Origin of the sequence: Leptothrix ochracea (assembly GCF_041083635.1) — a bacterium.
Classification (GTDB): domain Bacteria; phylum Pseudomonadota; class Gammaproteobacteria; order Burkholderiales; family Burkholderiaceae_C; genus Sphaerotilus; species Sphaerotilus ochraceus.
Window position 1 is genome coordinate 264,972 of sequence record NZ_JBFPHB010000007.1, and the last position, 26,690, is coordinate 291,661.

Genomic DNA, 26,690 nt, shown 5'->3' on the forward strand with positions numbered 1-26,690 from the left:
TTAAGGGGCCAGCGCGCAGGTTGATGCGGTGCAAGTGAGGGTGGGCAGGGCTGTGGTGCAGGCGCAGGTGTTGACCAAACCACCGAGAACTCTGGCTTGCTGGGCGAGGGTTTGTTGCGCGGTGGCTGCGGCGCTCGCAGCACTGGCGGAGGGTGCAGCCAAGGAGTAAGCCAGATAAGACGGGCATGAACAGACCCCCGACGGCGGTACAAAAAACAGGGCATCGCACTGCGCAGCCGTGGTGCAGGGCGTGGGTGATGCCCATCCCCGTGCTTCGGCTTCTTTGGCATTGGCGGCCGCTGCCGCTTGCTGATACGTGGCATGGGCGTTCGATGACGAACCACCGCCGCATCCGGCGGCCAAGGCCAAGGCCAAGCATGAAAGGGCGATAAACCGAAGCAAGTTCATGCGGGTTCTCCAAGGGGTGATGTGGCTCTACACCCGCAGCGCGCCGCGAAAGCCTCGGGCGCTGTAGTAGGACTGCGCGCCATTGTGATAAACGAAAACTTGGCCGTAGCGAAAATCACCAAAAATCGCGCCCCCAAGTTTTCTGATCTCAGGCGGTGTGTGCAGCCAGCTCGATGTTTTGGCGTCACAAGGGCCGAGCTTTTGCAGGTGTCGATATTGAGGTTCCGTCAGCAGCTCGATCCCCATGGCTGCGGCCATATCGATGGCGGTGTTTGCGGGCGCATGTTCTTTTCTTGCCTCCAGCCCGGCGCGGTCGTAGCAAACGCTGCGGCGGCCTTTGGGGCTTTCTTCAGCGCAGTCATAGAACATGTATTCGCCCGTGGTCCGATCAAAAGCGACCACATCCGGCTCGCCCCCGGTTTGCTCCATGGCTTGAAGCGCTGTGAGCTTCTCCGGCCGGTTTTCCAGTCGCGCCAGCACCATGGTCCACGCGTGGCCTTCATGCCGATGCAAGTGGTTCTCAAACCGGGTTTTCAGGGTTTGGATGAGCGCTGCATGCTGGGGGGTGTCCATGGTGCTTGGGCTTTCGGTGAGGATTTTTCCGGGGCGAACGGTGCTACTGCTGGCAATTTTGCCCGGCACTCAAGCCTTTGAGAAACGTTCTGCGCGCTGTGCCTGCGGCCACGGCCTCGGCTGCTTTTTTCGCCGCTGCCTCAGCGCCTGAGAGTTTGCGAATCCACGTCCGAAAAGGCAGCACGCCCTCGGCCGAGCGCTGCACCGCTGCAATGGCTGCGTCCCCTGTGGCCGCCGTGCCGCGCTCCACCAAACTCATCCCCAGACTCCCATGCGCGGCTGAGGCCGACGATTCCGCCGGTGGCGGCGCATCCACATCCGGCGGCAACACCGCATTCAACGCCGCAATCTGCGCCTTGATCTCCGCACAGCCCCGCGCCTGCGGCACCCCATAAATCGGCTCTTCCATCGCCGCTTTCAATACCACCGGAATCGCATCGCCCACGATATTCAAATCACTCAACGGCGTCACCGCCGCACTCCCCAACCTCGACTGCTGCGTCGTCGAGCAGGCGACGAGGAGAAGGAGAAAAAGGATGAACAACAGGCGGGGCATCTCAGCGCTGTTGGGTCAGCTTATGCAGCTTGTCGTACTTCAGATACGTGGCGTGGGCGGAGATGCGGGCGATGTGCCAGCCGGCGGGGCCGTCGAGGAAGCCGAGGCGGAAAAGGTAGTCGGAGAGGAAGCGGGCGGCGGGGCTGAGGAAGCGTTTGGTGAGGCTGGCTTTTTTGCCGCGTGCGTGCAGTTCTTGGGCCGAGAGGGTGGTGAAGCGTTGGGTTTGGGCGCGGTGTTCGTCGAGCGTGTAGTACGAGTAGTGCAGGCAGTGACCCGGCAACAGCTCGGCGCTGCGGCGGTCCACGCCGATCAGGTCTTCGTGAATCAGACCTTCCCAGCGCGCTTGGCGGCGGTCAAAAAGGCGCACCTTGTGGTCGGGGTACCAGCCGCCGTGGCGCACAAAGTGGCCGCAGTAGTTGGTCATGCGGTTGATGCGCGCCGGGGTGGGCGTGGGGCGGGCTTTCCAGGCCAAGACGGCTTGGCGCAGCGGCTCGTCCAAGGCTTCGTCGGCGTCGAGGCTCAGGATCCAGTCGTGTTCGGCTTGGGCGTTGGCCAAGTTCTTCTGCGCCGAATAGCCCAACCACGGCTGGGCAATCACCCGCGCACCGTAGCGGGCGCAGAGGGCGAGGGTGGTGTCGGTCGAGCCAGAATCAACCACCACGACCTCGTCCACCACCCCTTGGAGCGAGCGCAGGCAGCGTTCGATGTTGCGTTCTTCGTTGAGGGTGATGATGGTGGCAGAGAGCTTCATGGGCGCGGGTGGGGTCGGGGACAGACAAGGGTGGCGGAGCAGGCGATTATCCGTCCCGTCGATAATCGCCCAAAGAACCCACCGTTTTCGACCGGAGACATTGCCATCATGCTCAACCCGCCGTTTCGGCCCGCCTTGGGGCACAACGATCTGATCAAAGACGCCTTGGAGCGCGTGCGCGAACTGATGCCTTGGGACGTGCGCGATCGGCTTGAGCGTCAAGCGGCGGTGATCTTGCTTGACGTGCGCGAACCGGCTGAATTTGCAGCTGTGCACATGCCAGGCGCCATCTCGGTGCCGCGTGGGGTGCTTGAACAAGCGTGCGATTGGGATTACGCCGACACCGTGCCGGCCTTGGCGGCGGGCCGCGAACGCGAGATCGTGGTGATTTGCCGCTCAGGCAATCGCTCGGTGTTTGCGGCTGACGTGATGCAGCGCATGGGCTTTACGCAGGTGTTTTCGCTCAAAACCGGCGTGCGCGGCTGGAATGATTTCGATCAGCCGTTGGTGAACGAGGCGGGAGACACCGTGGATGCGGATACCGCTGAGCGCTTGCTGGCTTCCGCCACGCTGCGGCCCGAACAACGCCGCCCAGCGGCCAAGGCATGAACGGCATGACGACTCACCTGACCGCCCCGACCACGTTTTTCTGGCACGACTACGAAACCTTCGGCATCAACCCCCGGCGCGACGGGCCGGCGCAGTTTGCGGGCTTGCGCACCGATGCCGAACTGAACGTCATCGGTGCGCCGCTGATGCTTTATTGCCAGCCGCCGCGTGACCGACTGCCAGACCCGGAGTCGTGCTTGCTGACCGGTATCACGCCGCAGCAATGCTTGACCCAAGGTGTGAATGAACAAGCCTTTGCGCAGGCCATCGTCGATGAACTGGCCGAGCCTGGCACCGTTGGCTTGGGCTACAACTCGATCCGCTTTGACGACGAGGTGACCCGGCACCTGTTCTGGCGCAATCTGATCGACCCTTACGCCCGGGAATGGCAAAACGGCTGTGGGCGCTGGGATCTGGTCGATGTGGTGCGCTGCGCCTACGCCTTGCGCCCGGAGGGCATCACGTGGCCCAAGCACGAAGACGGTCGGCCGTCCTTCAAGCTCGAACACCTCAGCGCCGCCAACGGCTTGCTGCACACGGCGGCGCACGACGCGCTCTCTGACGTGCATGCCACCTTGGCCTTGGCGCGGCTGATTCGCCAAAAGCAGCCCAAGCTATTTGATTTTTGTTGGAAGCTGCGCAGCAAAGACGCGGTGGTGGCCGAGATGCACAAGGCCCAAGCGCAGGGCAAGCCGTTTTTGCACATTTCAGGCATGTACGGTGCCGAGCGCGGCTGCATCGCGGTGGTCTGGCCGCTGGCACCGCATCCGATCCACAAAAACGAAGTGATTGTTTGGGACTTGGCCGCTGACCCGAGCGAACTGCTGGGTCTGAGCGCCGAGCAGATCCGCTTGCGGCTCTACACCAAGACCGAGGACCTGCCTGAGGGCCAGACGCGGTTGGCGATCAAAACGATCCACATCAACAAGTCACCCGTGGTGATCAGTGCTTTGGGCACCTTGTCGGCCACGCAGGCCGAGCGTTGGGGCGTGGATTGGGCGGCGATTGAGCGCCACAGCGCTTGGGCCACCGAGCACGCGCCAAAGCTCATGGGCTTGTGGCCGGAGGTCTTTGCCCGACCCGAGGCGGTGCAGGCTGCGCCGGTCGATGTGGACGAAGATCTCTACGGCGGCTTTCTGGGCCGCGAAGACCGGGCGCGGCTGGAGCGCTGGCGCCGCTTGGGGCCTGAGGCCATGGCCGAGCGGGTGCGTGAAGGGCGTGACATCGACTTCGACGATCCCCGTTTGGAAGAACTGCTGTTTCGCTTTCGGGCGCGCAACTTCCCGGACAGCTTGGGTGAAGCCGAGCAAGCCCGCTGGCAGCAGCACTGCGCGGCTTGGCTGCTTGAAGGCGTTGGTGCGGAAGAAGGGCGTTTGACGCTGGCGGCCTTCCAAGAGCGCATCGACGCTTTGGGGGAAAGCCTGATGTTGGCCGAGGAGGAAGGGCGCTTGAGCGAAGCGGCGCTGGAGCAGCAGCAAAACGTGCTGGCCGCGCTTTACGAATGGGCCGAGTTCATCGCGCCCTGATACGCGCCCGATGCCTCTTAAACGGCTCAGACGCTTCAGACGCATCAGCCGCCTCAGACGGGCATGACGTAGTCGCGCTCGCTCATCAGATCAATGCCACAACTGAACTTGTTGGCCCAATCGAGGAATTCGCGCACCGCAGGGCCCACGATGGGCGAGCCATGTTGGGGCACGATCATGCGGATGGGCAGCTTGTAGACCATGTTGACCCAGAGCCGCAGGATCTTGTTGCTCACCATGTAGCGGCGGTGAAAGGGCTCAATGCGGTGCAGGTGCGGGGCCAGCGACGTGATGTACTCACGCGGGTTGCCGCCCATCGATACGCCCAGATCACCCGAAAAGAGGATGCGGCTCACCGGGTCCCAGAACTGGAAGTTGCCTTCTGAGTGCATGAAGTGCGCTGGCAGGGCAAAGAGTTCGCCGTCACCCACTGGAATGCGCATGCCGGGATCGGGGATGGCGATGATGCGGCCGTCGGTTTTGCCGGGCTTGCAGAAATGCGGGATGAAACGTTCCCAGACTTTGGCGATGAACACTGGCGCCGAGGTGGTGGTCATCCAGCGGTCCAGCGAGGCAATGATGTCCGGATCCGCGTGTGAAGCGATGATGGCTGACAGCCTAGATGGCGCGAAATGGTGCGTCACCCCGAGCAGCAGTGAGTTGTAGGCCAAGTTGCCGCCGGGGTCGATGATGGCGCCTGTGTCCCCATTGACGATGAGGAACTGGTTGCTTTGAACCGCTTCTGTGCCTTCCAAGTTGAGGTCACAGAACATCAGGCGTTTAAAGCCATCTTTGTTATAGAGCTCGATCGGCATGGGTGAGATTTCCCTTGGTCTTCGCCGCTGCAAGGCGCAAGGCGGGCACTCTAACAGGCTTGACGTTCTGTCCAAACTTGGACTTGATCAAGAACGGCTTGAACGGGATCGGCACCGTCCGCCGCGATGATGTGTCGCTGGGGCGTACTGCGCAACCACGTCAGTTGTCGTTTGGCCAACTGACGCGTGGAAGCAACAACTTGCTCTTGCCACTGGGTGGGGCTGATTTCGCCATCAAGCAGTGCCCACGTCTGGCGATAGCCCACGCAGCGCATCGAAGGCAGCGCCACATGCAAGTCGCCCCGGGCGCGCAAAGACCGCACTTCGTCGATCAAACCGGCCTCGCGCATGACCTCGAAACGCTGTTGCACCCGGGCGTGTAGCCAAGCGCGGTTTTCGGGCTCCAACGACAACCACAACACCTTGGGGTCGTGCACCGGAGCGGCCTCTTGGGGGCGGCGATGAAAGAACGACAAGGGCTGGCCGCTGATCTGCCAGACCTCCAAGGCCCGCTGGATGCGTTGGGCGTCATGGGGCGCAAGGCGAGCTGCGGTGATCGGGTCGATGCGTGCCAACTCAGCGTGCATCGCTGGCCAGCCCAAGATAGCGGCGCGTTGATCAAGGTCGGCTCGAACGGCCGAGTCGGCTGCGGGCAGGGGGTCGATGCCTTCCAACAGCGCTTTGAGGTAGAGCATGGTGCCGCCGACCAACACGGGCAGTGCGCCTCGGGCGTGGATGGCGGTGATCAGGCTGGCGGCGTCGCTCGCAAAGTCAGCGGCTGAATAGCTAGCCAGCGGATCACGAATGTCGATCAGGTGATGCGGTACTTCGGCTTGTTCGGCATGGCTGGGTTTGGCGGTGCCAATATCCATGCCGCGATAGACCAGCGCCGAGTCCACGCTGATCAGCTCCACAGGCCGATCTTTTGATGCGAAATCACGGGCGATGGCCAAAGCGGCCGCTGTTTTGCCGCTGGCGGTCGGCCCGGTCAGGATGATGCAGGGCAGGGTGTGAGAGGAAGCAAGAGGCATGACGAGGGGGCATGGCGGCGTTAAAGTGCCGGTCCTGCGTTGATTGTTTCTTATTTTCAGGAGCTTCCTTGATGAAAACGACCCTTGGTACCCGTTCGCGGGCGTTGGTGATGATGTTGGCAGTCTGTGTTTCTGGCATGGGCGTGATGCAAAGCGCCCAAGCGACGGTGATCAGCGCCGAAGCCGTGGCCCAAGTGAGCGCAGCGGCGACCCCAACCGCTGCCCATACCCGCGCCTTGGCGGCGCTGGAGCGCGACGATGTGGCCCAAGCTTTGGCCCAACGTGGTGTCGATCTGGACCAAGCCAAGGCCCGGGTGCTGGCGCTGACCGACGCTGAGGCGCTGGATCTGGCCAACCGCATCGACAGCGCCCCCGCTGGCGGCGACATCCTTGGCACGATCGTGTTCCTGTTCGTGCTCTTGCTGGTGACCGACATCCTCGGCTTCACCAAGGTCTTCCCCTTCACCCGCGCCATTCGTTGATTCAGCGCTTGATCTTGCCTTGGGGGCGGCCGTTCGTCTTGGCCACCCTTTGGGTGATGTTCGTGAGTTTGACGGGCTGTGCCGGGCTCACCCCCCAAGGCACTGCGTTGCAAACGGCTTGGCCGCAGGGTCTGGCTGATCAACGGGAGCTGAGCTTGGCCGAGGTGCCGTTTCTGCCGCAGGAACGTAACCACTGCGGCTCAGCGGCCCTGATCACGGTGCTCGAAGCGGCTCGGAGGCATGCCCTGTCCGCCGAGGCGCGTCAGGCCATTGATGCGGCGGTTTTTGTACCAGCCCGTGCCGGCAGCTTCCAAGTTGAGATGCTGGCGGCTGCGCGTCAAGCCGGAGCGCTGGCGCTGCGTCTGCCGCCCGAGATGGGCGCGGTATTGCGTAGCGTGGCCGATGGTCGGCCGGTGCTGGTGCTGCTCAACCTCGGGCTGGCGATGGAGCCGCGTTGGCATTACGCCGTGGTGGTGGGCTACGACCGCCTAACGCGGGAGGTGATCCTGCGTAGCGGCTTGGAGCCGCAGCAGCGCATGGGCTGGGTCACTTTTGAGCACACTTGGGCGCGCAGTCAGCATTGGGCCTTTCGGGTCGCACCGCCGGGCGATTTGCCGCCGGATGTGTCTGAAGACGAGGCCACGGCCGCGACCTTGGCCTTTGCGCGCCTGCGGTCGGCTGTGGACGTGTTGCCAGCATGGTCCGCGCTGGCCCAGCGCTGGCCCGAGAGCCTGATCGCGGCCATCGGCTTGGGCAACGCCCATCTGGCGGCAGGTGATGCGGCGCGGGCGGCCGAGGTGTTTGAGCGTACGGCTCAGCGCCATGACAGCGTGGCAGCTTGGAACAATCTGGCCGAAGCGCGCCGGGTGTTGGGCGACACCGTTGCTGCTCGGCAAGCCGCTTTAAAGGCGTTGGCGCGAGCCCAAGCCAAATCGGTCGGGCCTGAACAGGTGGCCGCCGTGCAGGCCACGCTGGACGAGATCGCTCAGGACGAAGCGCGGCGCAGCACTTTGTCGAGGTAAGCGTGCGGATCGGGGGGCAGCCCGGCGCGCTGCGAGGCCCAGATCATCTCGCCCAAGCAGTCCATGACCTCGTGATGCGCGGTGTGCAGGCTGTCGCGCTTTGCTGCCAAGCGCTCGACCGCTGCGCGAATGCCACGCGGTTGGTCGATGGAGCACTGTTCGCTGATCGACAGATGCATGGCGATGTGCAGAAACGGATTGGTCTGACCCTCCTCGACGTGATAGACCGTGGCGAGCGCGGTCTCTAGATCAAGAAAGATGGCGTGGTACTCGGGATGCTCGGCGATCCAGCCTGCGGCCAGGGTTTCCATGGCATCGCGTGGTGTGCCTTCAACATGTTTGCGCCATGCGGTGCAAAAGAAGGTACGAACGTCGTTCTGACTTGGTGTAAACATCCGACAATTCTCCCTTTATCTGCATTGATGTCCATGAGCTCTGTTTCTGTTGCTGCTTCTACTGCTGCTTCTTCTACCCAAACGCTGACCACGGCGCAGTTGTTGACCGAAGCGCGGACCCACAACGTTTGGCTCCCCCGTCCGGTGTCGAACGAACAGCTTCAAGCGATCTATGAATTGGCTAAGTTCGGTCCCACCGCCCTCAACGGCTGCCCGTTGCGCCTTCAATTTGTGGTGTCTGCGGAAAAACGGGCGCAATTGTTGCCCCTGATGATGGAGGGCAACCGGGCCAAAACCGCTGCGGCCCCGGCGGTCGCCCTTCTTGGGATGGACCTGCACTACTTTGAGCAGTTGCCCAAGCTGTTCCCCTACATCGACGCTCGCTCGATGGTGGCGAACATGCCGGCTGAGCGCATCGAAGCTCAAGCCCGTTTGAACGCTGGTTTACAGATCGGTTACTTCATCATCGCCGCACGCTCACTGGGTTTGGATTGCGGCCCCATGGGCGGTTTTGATGCTGCCGCTGTGGACGCTGCGTTCTGGGGCGATCGGCCGGTGCGTACCTTGGTGGTGTGCAATCTGGGCTACGGTGATCCCGCTGCCTTGCATCCGCGTGGCCCCCGTTTGGCCTTTGAGGATGTTGGTGCCTTTGTTTGATTGTTGAATTTCGCCACACTTTTGATCAGGACGACGCCCATGACACACCCTCTGTCTCGCCGAGCTTGGCTCGGTACTGGTTTGGCAGCAGGACTGGGCGCATGGGGTCTGCCCACGTTGGGGCGCGTGCGGGAGCGCATCCAATTTGGTGTGGTGCCCTACCTGCCGGCACGGCGATTGGTGGCGTTGTACTCGCCGGTATTGCCCACGTTGGAAAGTGCTTTGGGTCAGCCGGTGGAGATTGTCAGTGCGCCCAGTTACGGGGCGCATTTGCAGCGCTTGCGTGCCGGGGACTACGACGTGGTCGCTGATTCGCTGTTTTTGTCGCGCATCGCCCAGCGCGATCTGAGCCATGTGCCCGTGGTGCGAACCAAAGCGCAACTGGAGCCCGTCCTTGTGGTGCCGGCTCAAGGCGGTGTGACCAAACTTTCGGAGCTCTCGGGCCGGGCCGTTTGTGTGACGGATCGGCTCGCGGCCCTGTCGGTGATCGGCCTGCGTTATCTGCGTGATCAAGGCTTGGTGCCCGGTCAAGAGTTCAAGCTGGTGGTTTCAGGCTCGCATGCCAACTCACTCAATCGCATGTTGGCGGGCGAGGCTGCCGCAGCCATTGTGTCGCGCACGACCTTGAAGCAGGTGGCCCCGGAGATGGCTCAGCGTGTGCATGTGCTGTTGACTTTTCCGCCAGCGTTGTCGGCCGTGGTGTACCACGTGGCTCCCACGTTGACGGCCAAGGCACCAGCCTTGGCCCAAGCGCTTTTGAACTTTGCCAATAAAACACCGGCGGGTCACGCTTTCATTGAAGCGCTTGGGCATGAGGGCTTGGTGCCTGCAACGGCCGCTGAGCTGAGTAGTTTGGACCCAGTGGTGGCTGAGTTCTACAGCCAGTTATCGGTCGCTGAGTGAACGAATGACAAGACCTATGCGTTTTGTTGTGGCTTGGTTTGACCGCTTGCCGTTTCGGCTCAAGCTGGTCTTTCTTGCAGGCGCATCGACCGTGCTGGCGCTGTCATTCATGGCTTTGGTGACGGGTATCTTGGTGTGGTGGACTTCTGCCGAGTCCGCACGTTTTCAGGGGGTGGCGATGCGGCCCTTGTTGGCCGCAGCGTTTACCGGACCGATGATTGAACGCGATTACGCTTCCGTCGAAGAAGTCGCGCGGACCCTCGTCAGCCGCGATGGGATCCAAGAGGTCACGATCCGCTCTCCCGATGGCAAAGTCTTGGCGCAGGTCCGCACACCAGAAGGTGTGGATGACTTGCTGGCGTCCACGCAGACCATCGTTTTGCAAGAAAACGGGCTGCGTTTTGGCGAAGTGAGTTTGCATTTTGTGGCGGGACCGGCACGCACCTTGTTGATGGCCCTTTTTTGGGTGGTGCTGGCATGCGTGCCCGTCGCCATTGCCTTGGCCTTTTGGGTGTTCAAAGGCTGGGCGGCACGGCTGACCGGGGGCTTAGAGCAATTGGCTCACACCACCAGGGCGCTCGCTGGCGGAGATCTGAGCGTTCGGGCCCATGTGCTGACCCGTGATGAAGTGGGGGCCTTGGCGGCTGATTTCAATCGCATGGCGGGTGATTTGCAACAGCAATTCGAGGCCATTCGCCAAGCTGAAAACGCTCAGCGCCAACTCGCTGAGCGCGATCCTCTCACGGGTCTTTTCAACCGTCGGGCCTTTGAAGTTGAACTGGATCGACGCCTCCAGCAGACCGCTGCGCATCCCAGTCAATGGTTGGCGCTGATGTATCTGGATCTCGATGAGTTCAAAGAACTCAACGACAACCTCGGACATGCTGCGGGTGATGCGATGTTGATTTGCGTCGCTTCAGCTCTGCGTCAACAAGTCCCTAAAGAGGCCTTGTTTGCCCGACTGGGGGGCGATGAGTTCGGCTTCATCGCTTGGATCGAAAACGAACAAGCGGCCCTGATGTTGGCGGAGCAAGTGCTCCAAGCGCTGCGTCAAACCACCCTGACCTTGGGGGGAACGTCTTTGCGCTTGACGGGCAGTGTCGGGGTGGCTGTGGCGCCGATGCATGGTCACAACGCAAGTGATTTGGCCTCGGCTGCCGATACGGCCATGTACCGTGCCAAAGCGGCGGGACGCAACGCGGCGCGGCTTTATCAGCCGGCGACTCACGAAGAGGGGTTGGCCAAGTTGGATTGGAACCAGCGTCTTTATCGAGCGTTGGAGCTCAATTTGTTTGAGCTACGTTTCCAAGGTATTTGGCGTACCCAAGATGGTTCGCTATCGCACGCTGAGGCTTTGTTGCGGCTCCGGGATGAAAACAATCCCGATCTGATCTTCACGCCGATTCAATTCATTGCCCACGCCGAGCGCAGCGGCATCATTCGCGAAATTGATCGATGGGTCTTTCGTAGCGTGGTGGGTTTGTTGGTGCATCAGCCTACCTTGTGTGTGGCCGTCAATGTGTCTGCCAGCACCATCAAAGCGGGTGGTTTTGCCGCGTTCGCCGCCGAGATTTTGCGCAGTTTTGAGGTTTCACCCCATCGCATCGTCATCGAAATCACCGAAACATCGGCGCTGGGTGACTTGACGGAAGCACGCTTGTTTGTGGCTGATTTGAGGGCGCTGGGTTGCAAGATTGCGCTGGATGATTTTGGTTCCGGTTACGCCTCGTTTGCCTACTTGAAGCAATTGCAGGCCGATTTGGTCAAGATCGATGGGCAGTTTGTGCAAGATATCGATCAGCACGCTGAGAACCGCATCATCGTGCGTGCGATTGCTGAGGCGGTGCAATTAAGCGCGGGGGAGACGGTGGCTGAATTTGTCGAAGATGAAGTCTCCGCTCGCTTGATTCCAAGTCTGGGCGTTTCGTTGGTGCAGGGGTATTGGTTTGATCGGCCGGCACCGCTGGCACAGTTCATGAGCACCGTGGCCCGGCGAGCCCAAGAGGACGCCTACCTTTTACGGCCTGTTTCATGTCCAGTCGAGTCGGTGTGAACCAATGGCTCATCGCTCACAAAAGTTCGCGGTAACCTGTGACCTGTTGCCGTGGCCCGTTGGTTACGATGTTCGGAGGACCTTGCGTGAGGTCGTTTTTCTTTCCTCTACAGGAGTCATGCCTTGAATAAATCGCCATTCGAACCTGCTCGTGTTGCCGGCTGGTTTGCCGGGCTGTTGCTGAGCCTGTGCGCTGCCGGCGCTTCGGCGCAAGCCGTCTATGGTGCTGGTTCAGTGATGAAAGATTGCACCGATTGCCCGGAAATGGTGGTGCTTCCCAAGGGGCATTTTTTGATGGGCGCCCCGGACAGCGAAGCAGGCCGCAAACCCAATGAAGTGCCCCAGCACGATGTGGGCATCAGCGTGAACATCGCCATGAGCCGCTTTGAGTTGCAAAAGGGCGAGTTCGCCCGTTTTGTCGATGACGCGGGCTACAAAACCGAAGCAGAAACCGGTGATGGTTGCTGGCTTTGGCAAAACGGTGAACTCAACAAAGGTGCGGGAACGAGTTGGCGCAATCCGGGCTTTGAGCAAGACGATCACCACCCCGTGGTGTGTGTCAGCTGGAACGATGCCCAAGCGTATGTGAAGTGGTTGAGTCAGAAGACCAGCAAAACCTATCGCCTACCCAGCGAAGCCGAGTGGGAGTTTGCTGCCCGTGCGCGCAGCACCACGCGCTACAGCTTTGGCTCTGAGGATGCCCGCTTGGCTGATTTTGCTTGGTTCACGAAGGTCAGTGAAGGGCATACGCATGCGGTGGGTGAGAAAAAACCCAACGGTTTTGGCCTGTTTGATGTTCATGGCAATGCTTGGGAATGGACCCAAGATTGCTGGCATGACACCTACATCAATGCGCCCACCGACGGGAATGCATGGGACGATCCGGTCTGCCAACGTCGGGTCTTCCGGGGTGGGAGCTGGGGTGAGTCACCACGTTTGACACGCACGGCGGCACGCGTGGCCATCGCGCCCAGTAACCGTGGCAATTTTGTTGGCATGCGCATCGTGCGCGCCATGCCATGACCGAGGTTCGCTTCGAACCCCACCCACGCTTGGTCGGTGTCGCCATGTTGACCTTGGCGAACACGGGCAAGCTCAACGCCGTGAGCGTGGCGATGTGGCAAAAGCTGCGAGCTGTGTTCGAGGGTTTGGCCGAGCGCGAGCCGCAATTGCGGGCCGTGATTGTGCGTGGCGAAGGCGGCACCTTCGTTTCAGGGGGGGACATCGAAGAGTTCCCGGCTTTTCGCTTTGACACGGAACGGTTGCGCCATTTTCACGAAGACGTGGTGACGCCTGCTTTGACGGCGCTTTACCAGTGCGATGTGCCCTTGGTGGCACAAATTGAGCGGGTTTGTGTCGGTGGGGGCTTAGAAATCGCTTGCCAGTGCGATTTACGGATCGCCGGTCAGAGCGTGCGTTTTGGTGCCCCCATTGCCCGACTGGGCTTTCCCATGGCGCCCGATGAGTTGGCGGGTTTGGTGCGGGTGGTGGGCTGGGCCTCGGCAGCGGAGATGTTGCTGGAAGCAAGGCTGCTTGATGCGGCCACCGCGCAGCAGCGTGGTTGGGTGCAGCGGGTGGTGGCTGATGATGCGGTGCCAACCGAAGCGGAGGCCACCGCTGAGCGCATCGCTGCGGGGGCGCCGTTGGCAGCCCGCTTGAATAAACGCACGCTGCGCATCGTGGCCCCACAGATTCTGTTCAGTGAAGCGCAGCGCCGGGCTTTGTCGAGTTACGCCGAGGGCCCTGACCACCGCGAAGGCATCCTTGCTTTCCTCGAAAAGCGTCGGCCTCAGTTCACCGGGGCTTGAGCGACACGAAGGCGAAAGTCGTGAATCAGAATCTCTACGCTGCGCTGCGAGCTGCTTTCCCCAAGGATTTGAACCGCATCGCGATCCGTGCCGAAGGACCGGATCTGGGGTTGCGGTCATACACATGGCTGGAGCTTGAAACAGGATCGGCCACCATCGCCAATCTGTTGGCCGCACTAGAGATTCCACGAGGTTCACGCATCGCGGTCTATACCGACAAGTCGGTCGAGACGTTGATGCTTTACTTGGCAACGTTGCGGGCGGGCATGGTTTATCTGCCGCTCAACGTTGCCTATCAGCCCGCTGAGCTGAGTTATTTCTTGGATAACGCCGAGCCGGCGGTGGTGGTGTGCCCGAATCGACATCACAGCTGGATCAGTCGCTTGGCTTACAAAGCCGGGGTGCAACATGTGTTCACCCTGAATGACGACGGTACCGGCACCTTGTTGGACACCTCGGTGCATGGCAGCACTGAGCATCATGTGGTGAAGCGCAGTGCCGATGACCTTGCTGCCATCATCTACACCAGTGGCACCACCGGGCGCAGCAAGGGTGCCATGCTCAGCCATGGCAATTTGCTCTCCAACGCCCTGACCCTCAAAACGGCTTGGGACTGGCAGCCGGGCGATGTGCTGCTGCACGCGTTGCCGATCTTCCATGTGCACGGCTTGTTTGTCGCCATCCACGGGGCGTTGCTCAATGGCAGCACCATGCTGTGGTTGTCGAAATTCGATCCACAAGCGGTGCTGGCACGCTTACCGCGCGCCACAGTGTTCATGGGCGTGCCCACGCTCTACACCCGCTTGTTGCAAGAACCTAGCCTGAACCGTGAGCTGTGCGCTGGCATGCGGCTCTTTATTTCCGGCTCGGCGCCGTTGCGGCTCGACACCTTCAAGGCTTGGCAAGAACGCACCGGGCACACCCTCTTGGAGCGCTATGGCATGAGCGAAACGTTGATGTTGACCTCCAACCCCTGCCGACCCGAGGACGGTGAACGCATGGGGGGCACCGTGGGTAAGGCGCTACCGGGTGTGGATATACGGGTCATTGCGGGGCATGTGCAGGTGCGCGGTCCGAATATCTTCAAGGGATATTGGGCCATGCCCGAGAAAACCAACGAGGCGTTTGTCCAAGATCCGGCGCGGGTGACGCATCCTTGGTTTCGTACCGGCGATGTGGGTTTTCTGAATGACAAAGGCTATCTGACGCTTGTCGGTCGGAGCTCCGACATGATCATCACGGGGGGCTACAACGTCTATCCAGCCGAAGTCGAAGCACACTTGAATGCGCAAACCGGGGTGTTCGAGTCGGCGGTGGTCGGCGTCATGCACCCCGATTGGGGTGAGGGCGTGGTGGCGGTGGTGGTTCTCAAGTCAGGCCATCACTTGGAGCCTTGGATGCTGCAAGAAGCGTTGCGGGATCAGATCGCCAGCTACAAAGTGCCCAAGCATGTGGTGATTCAAGATGAACTGCCGCGCAATGCGATGGGCAAGGTGCAAAAGAAACTGCTGCGAGAGCAACTCGCAGGGGTCTTTGCCACGATGCCCGGATCGCTTTGATCGTCAGTATCGTCAGTCTTTTTTCTTTTTGAGCAGCCGTAAGAAGACCAGCCCGAGCAGCATGGCAATGACGGCAACCCCCATCAAGAAGGTATCGAACAGGGTGGACAGCTTGCGGTCGATGGCTTGCTCTTGTTCACCCTGACGACCCAGCACGTCGTTGATGGTGCTTTGCACCCCAGCCAAGGAGCCGGTTTCACGCACAGGTGCTTGGGCCAAGGTCAGGGCTTGCCCCGTGAAAAGCAATTGCAGACGATGGCGATCCGGCAGCAAAAAGGCAAAGCTGGTGCTGCTTTTGTCCTTGTTGCATTTGGCGTAGCTCAGGTTCAAGGTGTGCTGTCCAGCGGGCGTATTCAAAACGAAACCGGTGCGAATGCTTCCTGATGCGGCGGGTGATGGGTACAGCGTTTCCGACAAGTAAGGCTCGCCGTCCAAATTGGCTTCCAGCATGCACGGTGTGGATGCTTTGCTTTCGATCATGTTGGCGGGAATTTGAACCGCCACCTCGACCCAGCCATGCTCGTGGGCTTCGATGTACTGCGCCCGAGCGGGCGAGATGAGGGGTTGAACTTGAGCCTGAGCGACTTGGAGGCTCAACACGAGGAGCATCCACCCACCAAACCACCAGCGGAGCGAGAAAAGGTTATTCATGGGGTGCGAGCGTAGCGGGCTCGGCGCTGTCACACAAGTGTGAAAGCGCCGAGATGGACGCTGACACAAAAGCGTAAGCTGCGCACCTATTTCAGGAGAGTCCCATGTCCCGTGCTATTCAAGTCGCGCAATACGGTGGTCCCGAGGTCTTGGAACTGATCGACGTCACGGTCGGTGATCCCGGTCCGGGTGAGGTTCGCATCCGTCATCAGGCGATTGGCCTGAACTACATCGACGTTTACCAACGCGTGGGTATGTATCCCTTGCCACTGCCTTTGCAACTGGGCATGGAGGCTTCAGGGGTGGTTGAAGCCGTGGGTACAGGGGTCAAGCATTTGCAAGTCGGTGACCGCGTTGCCTATGCGAGCCAACCGCCGGGCAGTTATTGCGAGGTGCGGGTCATGCCAGCGCGCTGTGTGGTGCAGTTGCCTGACGGCATCGACTTCGAAACCGGCGCAGCCATGATGCTCAAAGGCTTGACCGCGCAGTACTTGCTGCGCAGCACCCAGCCCCAAGGGGGCTTGCAGCGCGGGGATACGGTGCTTTTCCATGCGGCGGCGGGTGGCGTGGGCTTGATCGCTTGCCAGTGGGCCAAAGCCATGGGGTTGACCTTGATCGGCACGGCGGGTAGCGAAGACAAATGTGCCTTGGCGTTGGCGCATGGTGCCGCACACGTCATCAACTACCGCAGTGAAGACTTTGTGAGCCGGGTGCGTGAGATCACCGACGGGCGTGGCGTGAAGGTGGTGTACGACTCGATCGGCAAGGACACCTTTGAGCCCTCGCTCGATTGCTTGGCGCCGCTCGGGTTGATGGTGAGTTATGGCAACACCACCGGGGCGGTGCCGCCGTTCTCGCTCGGGATGTTGGGACAAAAGGGGTCGCTGTTCGTGACGCGGCCGACGCTCTTTACCCACTTGGCCACGCGTGAGCGCACCCAAGCCATGGCGGACGAGCTCTTTGCCATGGTCGGCTCCGGTGCGATCAAGATCCGCATCGATCAGCGTTTTGAGTTGGCCGAGATCGCCGAGGCGCACCGTGCTTTGGAGTCCCGCCAAACCACCGGCTCGACCGTCCTGACCCTAGACGCGTAGTTGCAGCAGCACGGCCGCTTCGGCGGCCGAGCGCACGCCCAGTTTGGCCAGACCACGGGCGCGGTGGACTTCGACGGTGCGCACGGCGATGCACAGCTCGTCGGCAATTTGCTTGTTGAGTTTGCCGGCGGCCACCCGCCGTAGCACCTCGTGTTCGCGTTCGCTCAGGCTGTTGAGTCGCGCTTGCAGCTCCGCCGCTTTGGCGTTGTCTTGTGAACGGGCGGCGTCAATGGCCAAGGCGTGCTGCACGCGCTCGACCAGCGAGTCATCCAAAAATGGCTTTTCGATGAAGTCGTAAGCGCCTTTGCGCAGCGCGTCCACCGCCATGGCGATGTCACCGTGGCCGCTGAGAAAGAGCACCGGCAGTTGCGCGCCGCGTCGCACCATTTCGTCATGCACTTGCAGGCCCGACATCGGCTCCATGCGCACATCGAGCAGCACGCACCCCCGCAGGGGTTGAGCCGCGAGAGCGGCCAAAAAATCCACCCCGCTGGCATAGCCTTGGGCCGCCAGCCCATGGGCGTCGAACAAAAAGATCAGCGCTTCGCGCACGGCGGCTTCGTCATCGACGATATGGATCGCAGCATTCATGGTGTCAAGGTGGGTGCTTGGGACGCAAGGGCCGCCAAGGGCAGGGTGAAGGCCAGCATGGCGCCGCCCGAGGGACTTTGGCCGGCATCCATGGCACCGTGATGGGCTTCGATGATGGAGCGGCAGATCGCCAAACCCATGCCCATGCCTTCGGCTTTGGTGGAGTGGAAAGGGGCGCACAGGGTTTCGATGCTGCGCCCACCCAGCCCCGTGCCGTCATCCTTCACTTGCAGGCGCGCAAAACCACCATCCGGGCGCAGCCGTAGCGTGATTTGCCGGGTTTGGGGGGCATCGCTGGCGTTGCGGATCAGGTTGATCAGCACTTGCTCAATCAGGACCGGATCCGCCATGACCATGACTTGCGCGGCGGTGGCCGGCAGATCCCACGACACGTCGATGCGTTGTCGAGCCAGATCGTGTTGGATCAGCCCAAGGGCGTGGCGGGCCAAGGCCGTCAGATCGCAGGGCTCGGGTTGGGGCTCGCGGCGGGTGAGGAAAGCGCGGATGCGTTGCACCACTTGTCCCGCTTGGGCTGCTTGTTCGCCTTGGCGTTGCAAGGCCGCCAAGACGGGGGCGTCGTTGAAGCCCAGTTTTTGCAAGCGGCGCTGGATGCCAGCGTGGTCGCTGCGGATGACCGTGAGCGGTTGGTTGAGTTCGTGGGCCAAGGCCGAGGCGATTTCACCCAAGGTCGTGAGCCTTGCTTGGTGGGCAAGGGCATCGCGCTGACGGCGTTCAAGGTCTTCGAGCCGTTTGCGCTCGGTGATATCGAGCGCCGAAGCCATCCAGCCGATGTGTCGTCCTTGGGCATCGACCAAGGGCGCCTCAAAGACCAACACGTTCAGCGCTCGACCATCGCGGTGACGCCAGTGTGATTCATAGCCTTCGCGGGGCGCCCCACCGGCCATGTTGCGGTGGTGGTGCCACATGGTTTCTTCCAAGTGATCCGGGGCCCAGTAGGGCATGGGCGGGCGCAGGCCCAAGAGGTGCTCGGCGCTGTAGCCCACCATGTTGCAAAAGCTGCGGTTGGCGTAGATCAACCGACCTTCGAGATCGCGGGCGCGCAGGCCCACGGTGAGCGAATCTTCCATGGCTTGGCGCCAGGCGGCTTCGGTGCGCCAGCGCACTTCGGCGCGCGAAACTTCGGCCATTTGTTGACGCAGCAACCAAGTTGCCAAACCGACCAAGGCCAGAAACACCACCATCAGCACCGGCGGCAAGGTGCGCCACCACGGGGTGGGCTGGCTGCGGGCAATCAGCTCCAGCCAAGTGTCATTCAACGAGGGCTCCAAACTGATGCGATGGCTGGCGCTGCTTTGGCGTTGGGGCTGGCTCGGTGGATCGCTGGTGGTGGCCAGCACTTGTTCTTCGCCATCGACCAGCCGCACCTCGTATTTGCTGGCCAGCCACCACGGCACGCTGCTGCGCAACAAGGCGGCCGGTGCAAAGCGCACGATGAGTTGCCCGACCAGCGGGCTGGATAAGGGGGCGGTGATGTGGGCGCTGATGCCCAAGTTATCGATGCTTGGCGGGGATGTGCTGCCCGAGGTGCTGCCCGAGGTGACAGGGGGAAGATGCTGGACGATACGGTGCTGCGCATCGATCCACGTCAGGCTGATCCATGTGCGCCGCAAGCCCTCGTTGACACCTGCCAAGGCACTGAGATGGGGCTCGTTCGCCGCCCCGCGCGTCGCCCTCGACATTTGTGCCGCCACCATCTGTAGCTGCATGCGCTCGGCCTCGATGCGGGCGGTCAACTGGCTTTCGAGGGAGAGCGCATCCGAGATCAAGACCCGCTGGCTTTCTTCGACTTCGGCCCGGTCGGACCACTCTAACCAAGCTGCCACGCTCAACACGAAGATGAGCGAGAGCAAGAAGGGCAGCATCCATGCCTGTGCCTTGAGCACAGAGCGATGGAGCAGGGGCACAGGTGGGACGGTCGGCACAGGGCGAGTCTACGTGCTGTTTTTCAGAAAGGGATGTGGAAAACCACAACTGGTTTTACACCGAGGTCCTCGGGAAAATCGGTCAACGTCGATTCATGCCTACCTTTATCGGAGACCTGCACCATGTTTCACCCCAATCGCCGCACGATGGCCCTTGGCGCTGCTGCCTTGCTGAGCACCGTTTTGAGCGCCACTTGGCCGGTTCAAGCTCAGACACCGATCGTCATCAAGTTCAGCCATGTGGTGGCCGCCGATACGCCCAAGGGCAGAGCCGCCGAGTTCTTTGCCAAGCGCGCCGGTGAGCTGACCAAGGGTCGCGTCAAGGTCGAGGTCTATCCGAACAGCCAGCTCTACAAAGACAAAGAAGAGATGGAAGCGCTGCAACTTGGCTCGGTGCAGATGCTGGCGCCTTCGCTGTCGAAGTTCGCCCCGCTGGGGGTGAAGGAATTCGAAGCTTTCGATCTGCCCTTCATTTTTGACAACTACCAAGAGCTGCATCAAGTCACCCAAGGGGCGGTGGGCAAGGCGATGCTGGCCAAGCTGGAACCCAAGGGCATCACCGGGCTGGCTTTCTGGGACAACGGCTTCAAGTCCTTCTCGTCGAACAAACCGATGCACAAGGTCGAGGACTACAAGGGCCTGAAGATGCGCATCCAGTCGTCCAAGGTGCTCGACGCCCAGATGCGCGCCATTGGTGTGGTGCCGCAGGTGATGGCGTTCTCTGAGGTCTACCAAGCCTTGCAAACTGGTGTGGTCGATGGCACCGAAAATCCGCATTCCAACCTCTACACCCAAAAAATGCACGAGGTGCAAAAGCACCTCACCGTCACGGACCATGGTTACTTGGGCTATGCGGTGGTGGTGAACAAGAAGTTCTGGGATGGGCTGCCGGTGGATGTGCACAAAGCCTTGGATCAAGCCATGACGGAGGCCACCAAAGTGGCCAACGATCACGCCCGCCAGCTCAACGAGGAAGCCTTGGCCAAGGTCAAGGCCAGCGGCAAGACCGAGATCTACACGCCCACACCAGCTGAGCGTTTGGCGCTGAAGAAGGCGATGGCCCCGGTGCACAAGCAGATGGAATCACGCATTGGGGCTGAAACGCTCCAAGCGATCTACAAAGAAACAGGCTTCGATGCCAGCAAGCTGTAAAGCCTGTCAAGCCTGTCAAGCGGAGTGCAGACCATGAAGTGGCTCGATCATTTGGAGGAGGGGATCATCACGGTGCTGATGGCCTTGGCCACCCTCATCACGTTCTTTGCGGTCGTGCATCGCTACATGGTGGGGATGCATACCCCCTTGCAGGACTGGTTGCTGAGCTTGGATGTGTCGTGGACCCAAGAAGCGACCATCTACCTTTTTGTTTGGATGGCCAAGTTTGGCGCGGCTTATGGCGTGCGCACCGGCATTCACGTCGGGGTGGATGTGTTCATCAACCGCATGCCCGAACGCCGTAAGGCCAAGTTTGTGCTTTTCGGTTTGCTGGCCGGGGCGCTGTTCACCGGCCTGATCGGCACGCTCGGGGGTCATTTTGTCTGGGAGAACGGCTTGCACTACGCCAGCTTCCACGCGCTCGGTCTGAATATGGAGGGTCTGATCGAAGGCCCGACCACGCCGGATCTGGAATGGCCGACGTGGATCATCTATGCCGCCATTCCGCTGGGCTCATCACTGATGTGTTTCCGCTTCCTGCAAGTGGCTTGGACCTTCGTTCGCACGGGCGAGCTGCCGCACCATGACCACGGCCATGTCGATGGCCTCGAAGAAGAAACTGCCGGAGCCAAGGCATGAACGGACTCATCATTTTTGGCCTCTTGGTGGCCCTGATGCTCACCGGCATGCCGGTGTCCATTTCGCTGGGCTTGACGGTCCTGACGTTCATCTTCGCCTTCACCGACGTGCCGGTGGCTTCGGTCGCCTTGAAACTGTTCACCGGCATCGAGAAGTTCGAGATCATGGCGATCCCGTTCTTCATTTTGGCCGGCAACTTCCTCACCCACGGTGGGGTGGCGCGACGGATGATCAACTTTGCCGCCGCCATGGTTGGGCATTGGTACGGTGGTTTGGGCTTGGCGGGTGTGCTGGCCTGCGCGCTGTTTGCTGCGGTGTCGGGCTCCAGCCCGGCCACGGTGGTGGCCATCGGTTCCATCTTGCTGCCGGCGATGGTGAAGGCGGGCTTTCCGCCCAAGTTTGGTGCTGGGGTGATCACCACCTCCGGCGCGCTGGGCATCTTGATTCCGCCTTCCATCGTGATGGTGATGTACTCGGTCTCGACCAACACCTCGTTGGGAGCCTTGTTCATGGCTGGGGTGATTCCGGGGCTGGCGCTGGCCGGTTTTTTGGGCTTCACCACGTGGTGGCGCGCGCGCAAGTACAACTACCCGCGTCAACCCAAAGCCAGTTGGGCGGTGCGGCTGCGCACCTTGCGTGAATCGCTCTGGGGCCTGATGCTGATCGTGGTGGTGATGGGCGGGATCTACACCGGCTTGTTCACGCCCACCGAAGCCGCAGCGATGAGTGCGGTCTACGCCTTCATCATCGCGGTCTTTGTCTACAAAGACTTGGGCCTGAAGGACGTGCCGCGCGTGCTGCTGGCCTCGGCCAACATGAGCGCGATGTTGCTCTACATCATCACCAACGCGGTGCTGTTTAGCTTCGTGCTGGCCAACGAGCAGATTCCGCAGCATCTGGCCGATTGGCTGGTTGGCATGGGCTTGGGCCCGATCGCTTTCTTGCTGGTCTGCAACGTGCTGCTCTTGGTGGCTGGCAACTTCATGGAGCCATCCTCCATCGTGCTGATCATGGCGCCGATCCTCTTCCCGGTGGCGGTCAAGCTCGGCATCGACCCGGTGCATTTCGGCATCCTGATCGTGGTCAACATGGAAGTCGGCATGTGTCACCCGCCCGTGGGCCTGAACCTCTACGTGGCCTCAGGCATCGCCAAAATGGGCATCACCGAACTCACCATCGCCGTCTGGCCATGGCTGCTGACGATGCTGGTGTTCCTCGTTTTGGTCACGTACTGGCCAGCGATGTCGCTGTGGCTGCCGAGGATGATGGGGATGGTTTGAGCCAACCCATCGTTCCCCAGTGCCAAGGATCAAGCTAGGGGGAATCACTTCCCCCAGCTATCTCTCAGTGTCGTCGTGCGGTTGAAGACGGCCTTGAGGCCGGGTTGGTGGTCAAGGCGGTCGGCGACGAAGTAGCCGAGGCGTTCGAACTGGAAGGCGCTGCCGGCGGGGGCTTGGGCCAGGCTCGGTTCGACCCAGCCTTGCACCACGCGCTTGCTGTTCGGGTTCAGGCTGGCAAGGTGATCGGCGCCGCCGGCCTCCGGTTGGGCTTGGGTGTAGAGGCGATCAAAAAGCCGAACCTCAGCGGCCACGCCGTCATCCGCGCCCACCCAAGTGATCACGCCCTTGACCTTGATGTTTTCCGCGCCCGGCGTGCCGCTGCGGGTGTCGGGCACGATGTTGGCCAAGACACGCACGATCTGGCCCGAGGCGTCTTTTTCGCAGCCGGTGCATTCGACGACGAAACCGTACTTCAGGCGCACCTTGTTGCCGGGGTAGAGGCGGTGGTAGCCCTTGCTTGGCGCTTCCATGAAGTCGTCACGCTCGATCCACAGACGCGGGCCGAGGGTGAACGCGCGCTGACCCATCTCGGGGTGCGCCGGGTGGCTCGGGGCGCTGCACGGTTCACGGTGCTCGGCGCTGTAGATCTCCGCCCAGTTGCCCAAGACCAGCTCGACCGGATCGAGCACCGCCATGCAACGCGCCGCCTTGGCGTCGAGGTCGTCGCGCAGCGCGATTTCTAGGCTGCTGTAGTCGATCCAGCTATCTGCTTTGGACACACCGATGCGTTCGCAAAAGAGCTGGATGCTCTCAGGCGTGTAGCCGCGCCGCCGCAGACCGACCAAGGTGGGCAGGCGTGGATCGTCCCAGCCCTGCACGTGACCGTCATCGACCAGCGCCTTGAGCTTGCGCTTGCTGGTGACGACGTAGCTCAGATTGAGTCGGGCGAATTCGTATTGCCGGGGCAGGGGAGCGGTCAGCAGGGCGGGCAGCTCGGTGCCTTCAGGCGTGGTGATCGGCGGCGTGATTGATTCGCTCAGCCGTGTCAGCAGCCAGTCGTAGAAAGGCCGCTGATCTTCGAATTCGAGGGTGCAGATGGAGTGGGTGATGCCTTCGAGCGCGTCTTCGATGGGGTGCGCAAAGGTGTACATCGGGTAGATGCACCAGCGGTTGCCCGTGTTGTGGTGATGGGCGCGGCGGATGCGGTAGATCGCGGGGTCGCGCAGGTTGATGTTGGGCGCAGCCATGTCGATGCGGGCGCGCAGCACCATGGCACCATCTTCAAACGCGCCGTCGCGCATGGCCCGAAAACGCGCCAAGTTCTCGGCCCGGCTGCGGTTGCGATATGGGCTGTCGGTGCCGGCTTCGGTCAGCGTGCCGCGACCGGCGCGAATTTGTTCGGGCGTTTGTTCATCGACATAAGCGTGGCCGCCCTGAATCAGGAACTCGGCCGCCGCATACATGGTGTCGAAGTAGTTGCTGGCGAAGTAGAGGTGGTCCTGGCTTTGGCCACCCAACTCGCTGTGCCAGCCAAAACCGAGCCAGCTCACGGCGTCCAAGATCGAATCGACGAACTCTTGGCTTTCTTTTTCCGGGTTGGTGTCGTCAAAACGCATGTGGCAAACGCCACCGTAGTCACGCGCCAAGCCGAAATTCAGGCAAATGCTCTTGGCGTGGCCGATGTGCAAGTAGCCGTTCGGCTCGGGCGGAAAACGCGTGCGGATGCGGGCCGGGTCGAGCGGGCCTGCGGCGTGATGGCGGGCATCACCGGGGCTGCCGGCATGGTGCTTGGTGGCGTAGAGGCCCTGTTGCAGATCGCGCTCGATGATGTTGCGCAAAAAATTGCTGGGGATCGGGGTTGTCGGGGGGGTGCGGTGGTCGCTCATCGGCGTGGGCTGGGCAAAGATGCCTGATCTAAGGGTTGGGCCGATTGTAATGACCGGGCCTTTTAAGGTGAGCTTTGCGTTTGGGGGTTCTTGGCTTGTGAACTCGTCGCACAATATCTTTCATGAAGACATCCATCATTCGTCTCGTGCGCCGTAGTGGCTTGCTGCTCGGTTGGTTGGCAACCCTCGGTGGCTGTGCGATCGGACCGAATCAGGGCTATCGGCATGCCACATATTCACAGTACGTGGAGCCGGCGCCACAGGTTGTGACGGCGCCGCCCCCCAGCGTTTCAGCATCGGCCACGATGTATTTCTACCCTGAGCGCAATCAAAGCGAAGCGACGCAGGACCGGGATCGTTTTGAGTGCTATCGCTGGGCGGTCAAACAAACGGGGGTGGATCCGGGCATGACGGCGACCCGTCAAGAGCCACCGCCGCCAGTGGGGACGGTGCAACGTGATGAAGGGGCTGTGGTCGTTGGTGCGGTGACCGGCGCGGCTGTCGGCAGCATCATGTCGGGGCCGAGGCGCGGTGGTGAAGGCATGGTGCTTGGCGCCATTTTCGGTGCAGTCATGGGGGCCGCAGCGGAAGACGGGCGTGCGCGCCGTGTTGAACGTGTTCAAGAAGCACGCCGCCGTGATTGGGAAGCGCGCCAAGCCCCGACCGATGATTTCCGTCGTGCCATGTCCGCTTGCATGAGTGGTCGGGGCTACGCAGTGCGCTGAGCGGTCTCACGAGGGCGAGCGCATCACAGGAGAAACAATCATGAGCAAGCATCCAAGTTTTTTGTCTCAGCATGCCAAAGCGGTTGCCGTGGCGGTTTTGCTCGGATGGGGCTGTTTCACCGGTGAAGTCGCCTTGGCGGAAGGGCGCCACGGTCGGGTGGAGCAGCGCTGGTGGGATGGCGCTCATGGGCACGGCCATTACTACCCTGTGCCGGGGTACCGGGTGCCGATCTTGAATCGAGGCCATACCGTGTTCTACGGCGGGATGCGCTATGCGTTTGATGGTGGTATCTGGTACTCCAACATGGCCAACGGTTACGTGGTGGTGCGGCCCCCCTACGGCATCATCATCAACGACTTACCGACCTTTGCGACCTTGGTGACCGTGGGGGCCTTGAGCTACTACTACGTCAACGGTACCTATTACCGACCTTTGATGGTCGAGGGCGTGCGTTCTTACGAAGTGGTCGCCCCACCGGTGGCCGGAGGCGAGGGGGGTGTGACGGCGCCGGCACCCTCTCAGCTCTTTGTCTACCCCCGTCAAGCCCAAAGCGCTGAGCAGCAGTCCACGGACGAATACGAGTGCCACCACTGGGCCGCAGATCGCAGTGGCTACGACCCGACCGTGCGTGCGACGGGTGGCGCCAACAGCACCAGTGGTCGGGCGGATTACCAACGCGCCCAAGCTGCTTGCTTAGAGGGCCGGGGTTACACGGTGCGTTGAGGTTTGGACGGTGGCTGAGGCGTCTGTGCCGGCGTGCATGGGACGCTGATGCGCTCGCGTCGGCCGCCGTCGATGCGGGCTGCGGTGAGCGTACCGCCCCAGACGCACCCACTGTCCAGCGCCATCAGATCGGGTCGATCCAGTGGCCCCAGCGTGGACCAGTGACCGAAGGCGATCGGTTGACCCGCAGTTCTCCGACCAGGGACCTCAAACCAAGGCATCAAGCCGGGAGGTGCGGTGTCACTGCCTTCCTTGAGCTCGAAATCCATGGTGCCATCAGCACGCACGAAACGCACCCTTGTTAGCGCATTGACGATCACTCGCGCACGATCAGAACCTTCAAGGGCGGGGCCCCCGGTCTCCCATCGCGCAGGCTGATTGCCGTACATGGTTCCCAAGAACTCGGCGATCTGTGGCCCTCGCAAGGCTTGGGAGACCTCTTCGGCCAAGGCCAAGGTTTGGGCGGCGTCCCACTGTGGCAAGACACCCGCATGCACCATCAACCAGCCATGATCTTGCAAGGCCAAGGGGCGATGCCGTAGCCAGTCGAGCAAAGCCTCGCGCAGCGGCGAAGCCAGCACATCGTGCAAGGTGTCGCCCCGGCTGGCTGGTCGGATGCCGTGGGCCACGGCCAGCAAATGCAAGTCGTGGTTGCCCAACACACAGCGTGCTGAAGCGCCCCAGCGCATCAAGCGCTCCAGCACCGCCAAGGATTTCGGCCCTCGGTTGACCAAGTCACCCAAGACGAACAGCTGGTCGCGGGAAGGTGAAAAATCCAGCTTGAGGAGCAATTGTTCGAGGGCATCACAGCAGCCCTGCACGTCGCCGATCAAATAAATCATGCGGCGATTCTGCTA

28 protein-coding genes are annotated in these 26,690 nt (G+C 61.4%); 16 read left to right on the forward strand and 12 right to left on the reverse strand.

The window, feature by feature from the left end; all coding sequences use genetic code 11:
• From AB3X39_RS04130 to AB3X39_RS04145, 4 genes are read right to left on the reverse strand one after another with little or no spacing between them, the layout of a single operon-like run.
• Nucleotides 1-408: a hypothetical protein gene (locus AB3X39_RS04130; RefSeq protein ID WP_369416081.1), complete on the reverse strand. Its 408-nt coding sequence runs from the start codon at nt 406-408 to the stop codon at nt 1-3.
• A gap of 27 nt (nt 409-435) precedes the next feature.
• The gene (locus AB3X39_RS04135; RefSeq protein ID WP_369416082.1) at nt 436-981 is read right to left on the reverse strand and encodes a DUF4256 domain-containing protein; all 546 of its coding nucleotides are present in this window, start codon (nt 979-981) and stop codon (nt 436-438) included.
• 43 nt (nt 982-1,024) lie between these two features.
• On the reverse strand, nt 1,025-1,537 hold the full coding sequence (locus AB3X39_RS04140) for a hypothetical protein (protein ID WP_369416083.1): 513 nt from the start codon (nt 1,535-1,537) through the stop codon (nt 1,025-1,027).
• Nucleotide 1,538: 1 nt separating this feature from the next.
• Entirely contained in the window at nt 1,539-2,288 is a 750-nt protein-coding gene (locus AB3X39_RS04145) for a glycosyltransferase family 2 protein (protein ID WP_369416084.1), read from the reverse strand.
• 108 nt (nt 2,289-2,396) lie between these two features.
• Between AB3X39_RS04145 and AB3X39_RS04150 the strand changes: the two genes are divergently transcribed.
• Together AB3X39_RS04150 and sbcB are read left to right on the forward strand one after the other, a co-directional pair.
• Nucleotides 2,397-2,897 (forward strand): rhodanese-like domain-containing protein, encoded by a 501-nt coding sequence (locus AB3X39_RS04150; RefSeq protein ID WP_369416085.1) that lies wholly within the window; start codon nt 2,397-2,399, stop codon nt 2,895-2,897.
• Between the two features lie 5 nt (nt 2,898-2,902).
• Nucleotides 2,903-4,423 carry an exodeoxyribonuclease I gene (gene sbcB / locus AB3X39_RS04155; protein WP_369416086.1) on the forward strand — a complete coding sequence of 507 codons (1,521 nt, stop codon included), beginning with the start codon at nt 2,903-2,905 and terminating at the stop codon, nt 4,421-4,423.
• 53 nt (nt 4,424-4,476) lie between these two features.
• On the opposite strand, the gene AB3X39_RS04160 is transcribed toward sbcB, so the two are convergent.
• Complete coding sequence (locus AB3X39_RS04160; protein WP_369416087.1) at nt 4,477-5,238, reverse strand: oxygen-binding di-iron domain-containing protein; 762 nt, start codon at nt 5,236-5,238, stop codon at nt 4,477-4,479.
• A 50-nt stretch (nt 5,239-5,288) separates the two neighbouring features.
• A complete protein-coding gene (gene miaA, locus AB3X39_RS04165) occupies nt 5,289-6,269 on the reverse strand; it encodes a tRNA (adenosine(37)-N6)-dimethylallyltransferase MiaA (protein ID WP_369416088.1) in 981 nt (326 codons plus the stop codon).
• A gap of 71 nt (nt 6,270-6,340) precedes the next feature.
• Between miaA and AB3X39_RS04170 the strand changes: the two genes are divergently transcribed.
• Together AB3X39_RS04170 and AB3X39_RS04175 are read left to right on the forward strand one after the other, a co-directional pair.
• Entirely contained in the window at nt 6,341-6,751 is a 411-nt protein-coding gene (locus AB3X39_RS04170; RefSeq protein ID WP_369416089.1) for a PA2779 family protein, read from the forward strand.
• Nucleotides 6,748-7,773 carry a PA2778 family cysteine peptidase gene (locus AB3X39_RS04175; protein ID WP_369416090.1) on the forward strand — a complete coding sequence of 342 codons (1,026 nt, stop codon included), beginning with the start codon at nt 6,748-6,750 and terminating at the stop codon, nt 7,771-7,773. The genes AB3X39_RS04170 and AB3X39_RS04175 overlap by 4 nt, the downstream gene beginning before the upstream one ends.
• Here AB3X39_RS04175 and AB3X39_RS04180 read toward each other — a convergent pair.
• The gene (locus AB3X39_RS04180) at nt 7,737-8,168 is read right to left on the reverse strand and encodes a DUF1841 family protein (protein WP_369416091.1); all 432 of its coding nucleotides are present in this window, start codon (nt 8,166-8,168) and stop codon (nt 7,737-7,739) included. The genes AB3X39_RS04175 and AB3X39_RS04180 overlap by 37 nt on opposite strands.
• A gap of 33 nt (nt 8,169-8,201) precedes the next feature.
• Here AB3X39_RS04180 and AB3X39_RS04185 point away from each other — a divergent pair, with 33 nt between their 5' ends.
• The 6 genes from AB3X39_RS04185 to AB3X39_RS04210 all read left to right on the forward strand — a co-directional run bounded on the left by AB3X39_RS04185 (nt 8,202) and on the right by AB3X39_RS04210 (nt 15,148).
• The gene (locus AB3X39_RS04185) at nt 8,202-8,825 is read left to right on the forward strand and encodes a malonic semialdehyde reductase (protein ID WP_369416092.1); all 624 of its coding nucleotides are present in this window, start codon (nt 8,202-8,204) and stop codon (nt 8,823-8,825) included.
• A 39-nt stretch (nt 8,826-8,864) separates the two neighbouring features.
• Entirely contained in the window at nt 8,865-9,728 is an 864-nt protein-coding gene (locus tag AB3X39_RS04190; protein ID WP_369416093.1) for a phosphate/phosphite/phosphonate ABC transporter substrate-binding protein, read from the forward strand.
• Between the two features lie 16 nt (nt 9,729-9,744).
• Nucleotides 9,745-11,781, forward strand: a complete 2,037-nt coding sequence (locus AB3X39_RS04195; RefSeq protein WP_369416094.1) for a putative bifunctional diguanylate cyclase/phosphodiesterase — start codon at nt 9,745-9,747, stop codon at nt 11,779-11,781.
• Nucleotides 11,782-11,904: 123 nt separating this feature from the next.
• Complete coding sequence (locus tag AB3X39_RS04200) at nt 11,905-12,804, forward strand: formylglycine-generating enzyme family protein (RefSeq protein WP_369416095.1); 900 nt, start codon at nt 11,905-11,907, stop codon at nt 12,802-12,804.
• Nucleotides 12,801-13,589 (forward strand): enoyl-CoA hydratase/isomerase family protein, encoded by a 789-nt coding sequence (locus AB3X39_RS04205; protein ID WP_369416096.1) that lies wholly within the window; start codon nt 12,801-12,803, stop codon nt 13,587-13,589. Before AB3X39_RS04200 ends, AB3X39_RS04205 begins: the two co-directional genes overlap by 4 nt.
• A gap of 20 nt (nt 13,590-13,609) precedes the next feature.
• On the forward strand, nt 13,610-15,148 hold the full coding sequence (locus AB3X39_RS04210) for a malonate--CoA ligase (RefSeq protein WP_369416097.1): 1,539 nt from the start codon (nt 13,610-13,612) through the stop codon (nt 15,146-15,148).
• 12 nt (nt 15,149-15,160) lie between these two features.
• On the opposite strand, the gene AB3X39_RS04215 is transcribed toward AB3X39_RS04210, so the two are convergent.
• Nucleotides 15,161-15,799 carry a hypothetical protein gene (locus AB3X39_RS04215; protein WP_369416098.1) on the reverse strand — a complete coding sequence of 213 codons (639 nt, stop codon included), beginning with the start codon at nt 15,797-15,799 and terminating at the stop codon, nt 15,161-15,163.
• A gap of 104 nt (nt 15,800-15,903) precedes the next feature.
• On the opposite strand from AB3X39_RS04215, the gene AB3X39_RS04220 reads away from it, so the two are divergent.
• A complete protein-coding gene (locus AB3X39_RS04220) occupies nt 15,904-16,893 on the forward strand; it encodes a quinone oxidoreductase family protein (RefSeq protein WP_369416099.1) in 990 nt (329 codons plus the stop codon).
• Here the strand turns inward: AB3X39_RS04220 and AB3X39_RS04225 are convergent.
• Both AB3X39_RS04225 and AB3X39_RS04230 read right to left on the reverse strand, forming a co-directional pair.
• Complete coding sequence (locus AB3X39_RS04225; protein WP_369416100.1) at nt 16,882-17,484, reverse strand: response regulator transcription factor; 603 nt, start codon at nt 17,482-17,484, stop codon at nt 16,882-16,884. The genes AB3X39_RS04220 and AB3X39_RS04225 overlap by 12 nt on opposite strands.
• Nucleotides 17,481-19,427, reverse strand: a complete 1,947-nt coding sequence (locus AB3X39_RS04230; protein ID WP_369416101.1) for a sensor histidine kinase — start codon at nt 19,425-19,427, stop codon at nt 17,481-17,483. Before AB3X39_RS04230 ends, AB3X39_RS04225 begins: the two co-directional genes overlap by 4 nt.
• Before the next feature lie 147 nt (nt 19,428-19,574).
• On the opposite strand from AB3X39_RS04230, the gene AB3X39_RS04235 reads away from it, so the two are divergent.
• From AB3X39_RS04235 to AB3X39_RS04245, 3 genes are read left to right on the forward strand one after another with little or no spacing between them, the layout of a single operon-like run.
• Nucleotides 19,575-20,579, forward strand: coding sequence for a TRAP transporter substrate-binding protein (locus AB3X39_RS04235; protein WP_369416176.1), 1,005 nt, complete (start codon nt 19,575-19,577; stop codon nt 20,577-20,579).
• Between the two features lie 33 nt (nt 20,580-20,612).
• Nucleotides 20,613-21,218, forward strand: a complete 606-nt coding sequence (locus AB3X39_RS04240) for a TRAP transporter small permease (RefSeq protein WP_369416102.1) — start codon at nt 20,613-20,615, stop codon at nt 21,216-21,218.
• Nucleotides 21,215-22,498: a TRAP transporter large permease gene (locus AB3X39_RS04245; RefSeq protein WP_369416103.1), complete on the forward strand. Its 1,284-nt coding sequence runs from the start codon at nt 21,215-21,217 to the stop codon at nt 22,496-22,498. Before AB3X39_RS04240 ends, AB3X39_RS04245 begins: the two co-directional genes overlap by 4 nt.
• Nucleotides 22,499-22,542: 44 nt before the next feature.
• Here the strand turns inward: AB3X39_RS04245 and AB3X39_RS04250 are convergent, their stop codons facing one another.
• Nucleotides 22,543-24,384: a glutamine--tRNA ligase/YqeY domain fusion protein gene (locus AB3X39_RS04250; protein ID WP_369416104.1), complete on the reverse strand. Its 1,842-nt coding sequence runs from the start codon at nt 24,382-24,384 to the stop codon at nt 22,543-22,545.
• Nucleotides 24,385-24,506: 122 nt separating this feature from the next.
• Here AB3X39_RS04250 and AB3X39_RS04255 point away from each other — a divergent pair, with 122 nt between their 5' ends.
• Both AB3X39_RS04255 and AB3X39_RS04260 read left to right on the forward strand, forming a co-directional pair.
• On the forward strand, nt 24,507-25,109 hold the full coding sequence (locus tag AB3X39_RS04255; protein ID WP_369416105.1) for a glycine zipper 2TM domain-containing protein: 603 nt from the start codon (nt 24,507-24,509) through the stop codon (nt 25,107-25,109).
• Between the two features lie 40 nt (nt 25,110-25,149).
• Complete coding sequence (locus AB3X39_RS04260) at nt 25,150-25,833, forward strand: DUF6515 family protein (protein ID WP_369416106.1); 684 nt, start codon at nt 25,150-25,152, stop codon at nt 25,831-25,833.
• On the opposite strand, the gene AB3X39_RS04265 is transcribed toward AB3X39_RS04260, so the two are convergent.
• Nucleotides 25,818-26,675, reverse strand: a complete 858-nt coding sequence (locus AB3X39_RS04265) for a symmetrical bis(5'-nucleosyl)-tetraphosphatase (RefSeq protein ID WP_369416107.1) — start codon at nt 26,673-26,675, stop codon at nt 25,818-25,820. The two genes, AB3X39_RS04260 and AB3X39_RS04265, sit on opposite strands and share 16 nt — an antisense overlap.
• Between the last annotated feature and the right edge of the window lie 15 nt (nt 26,676-26,690).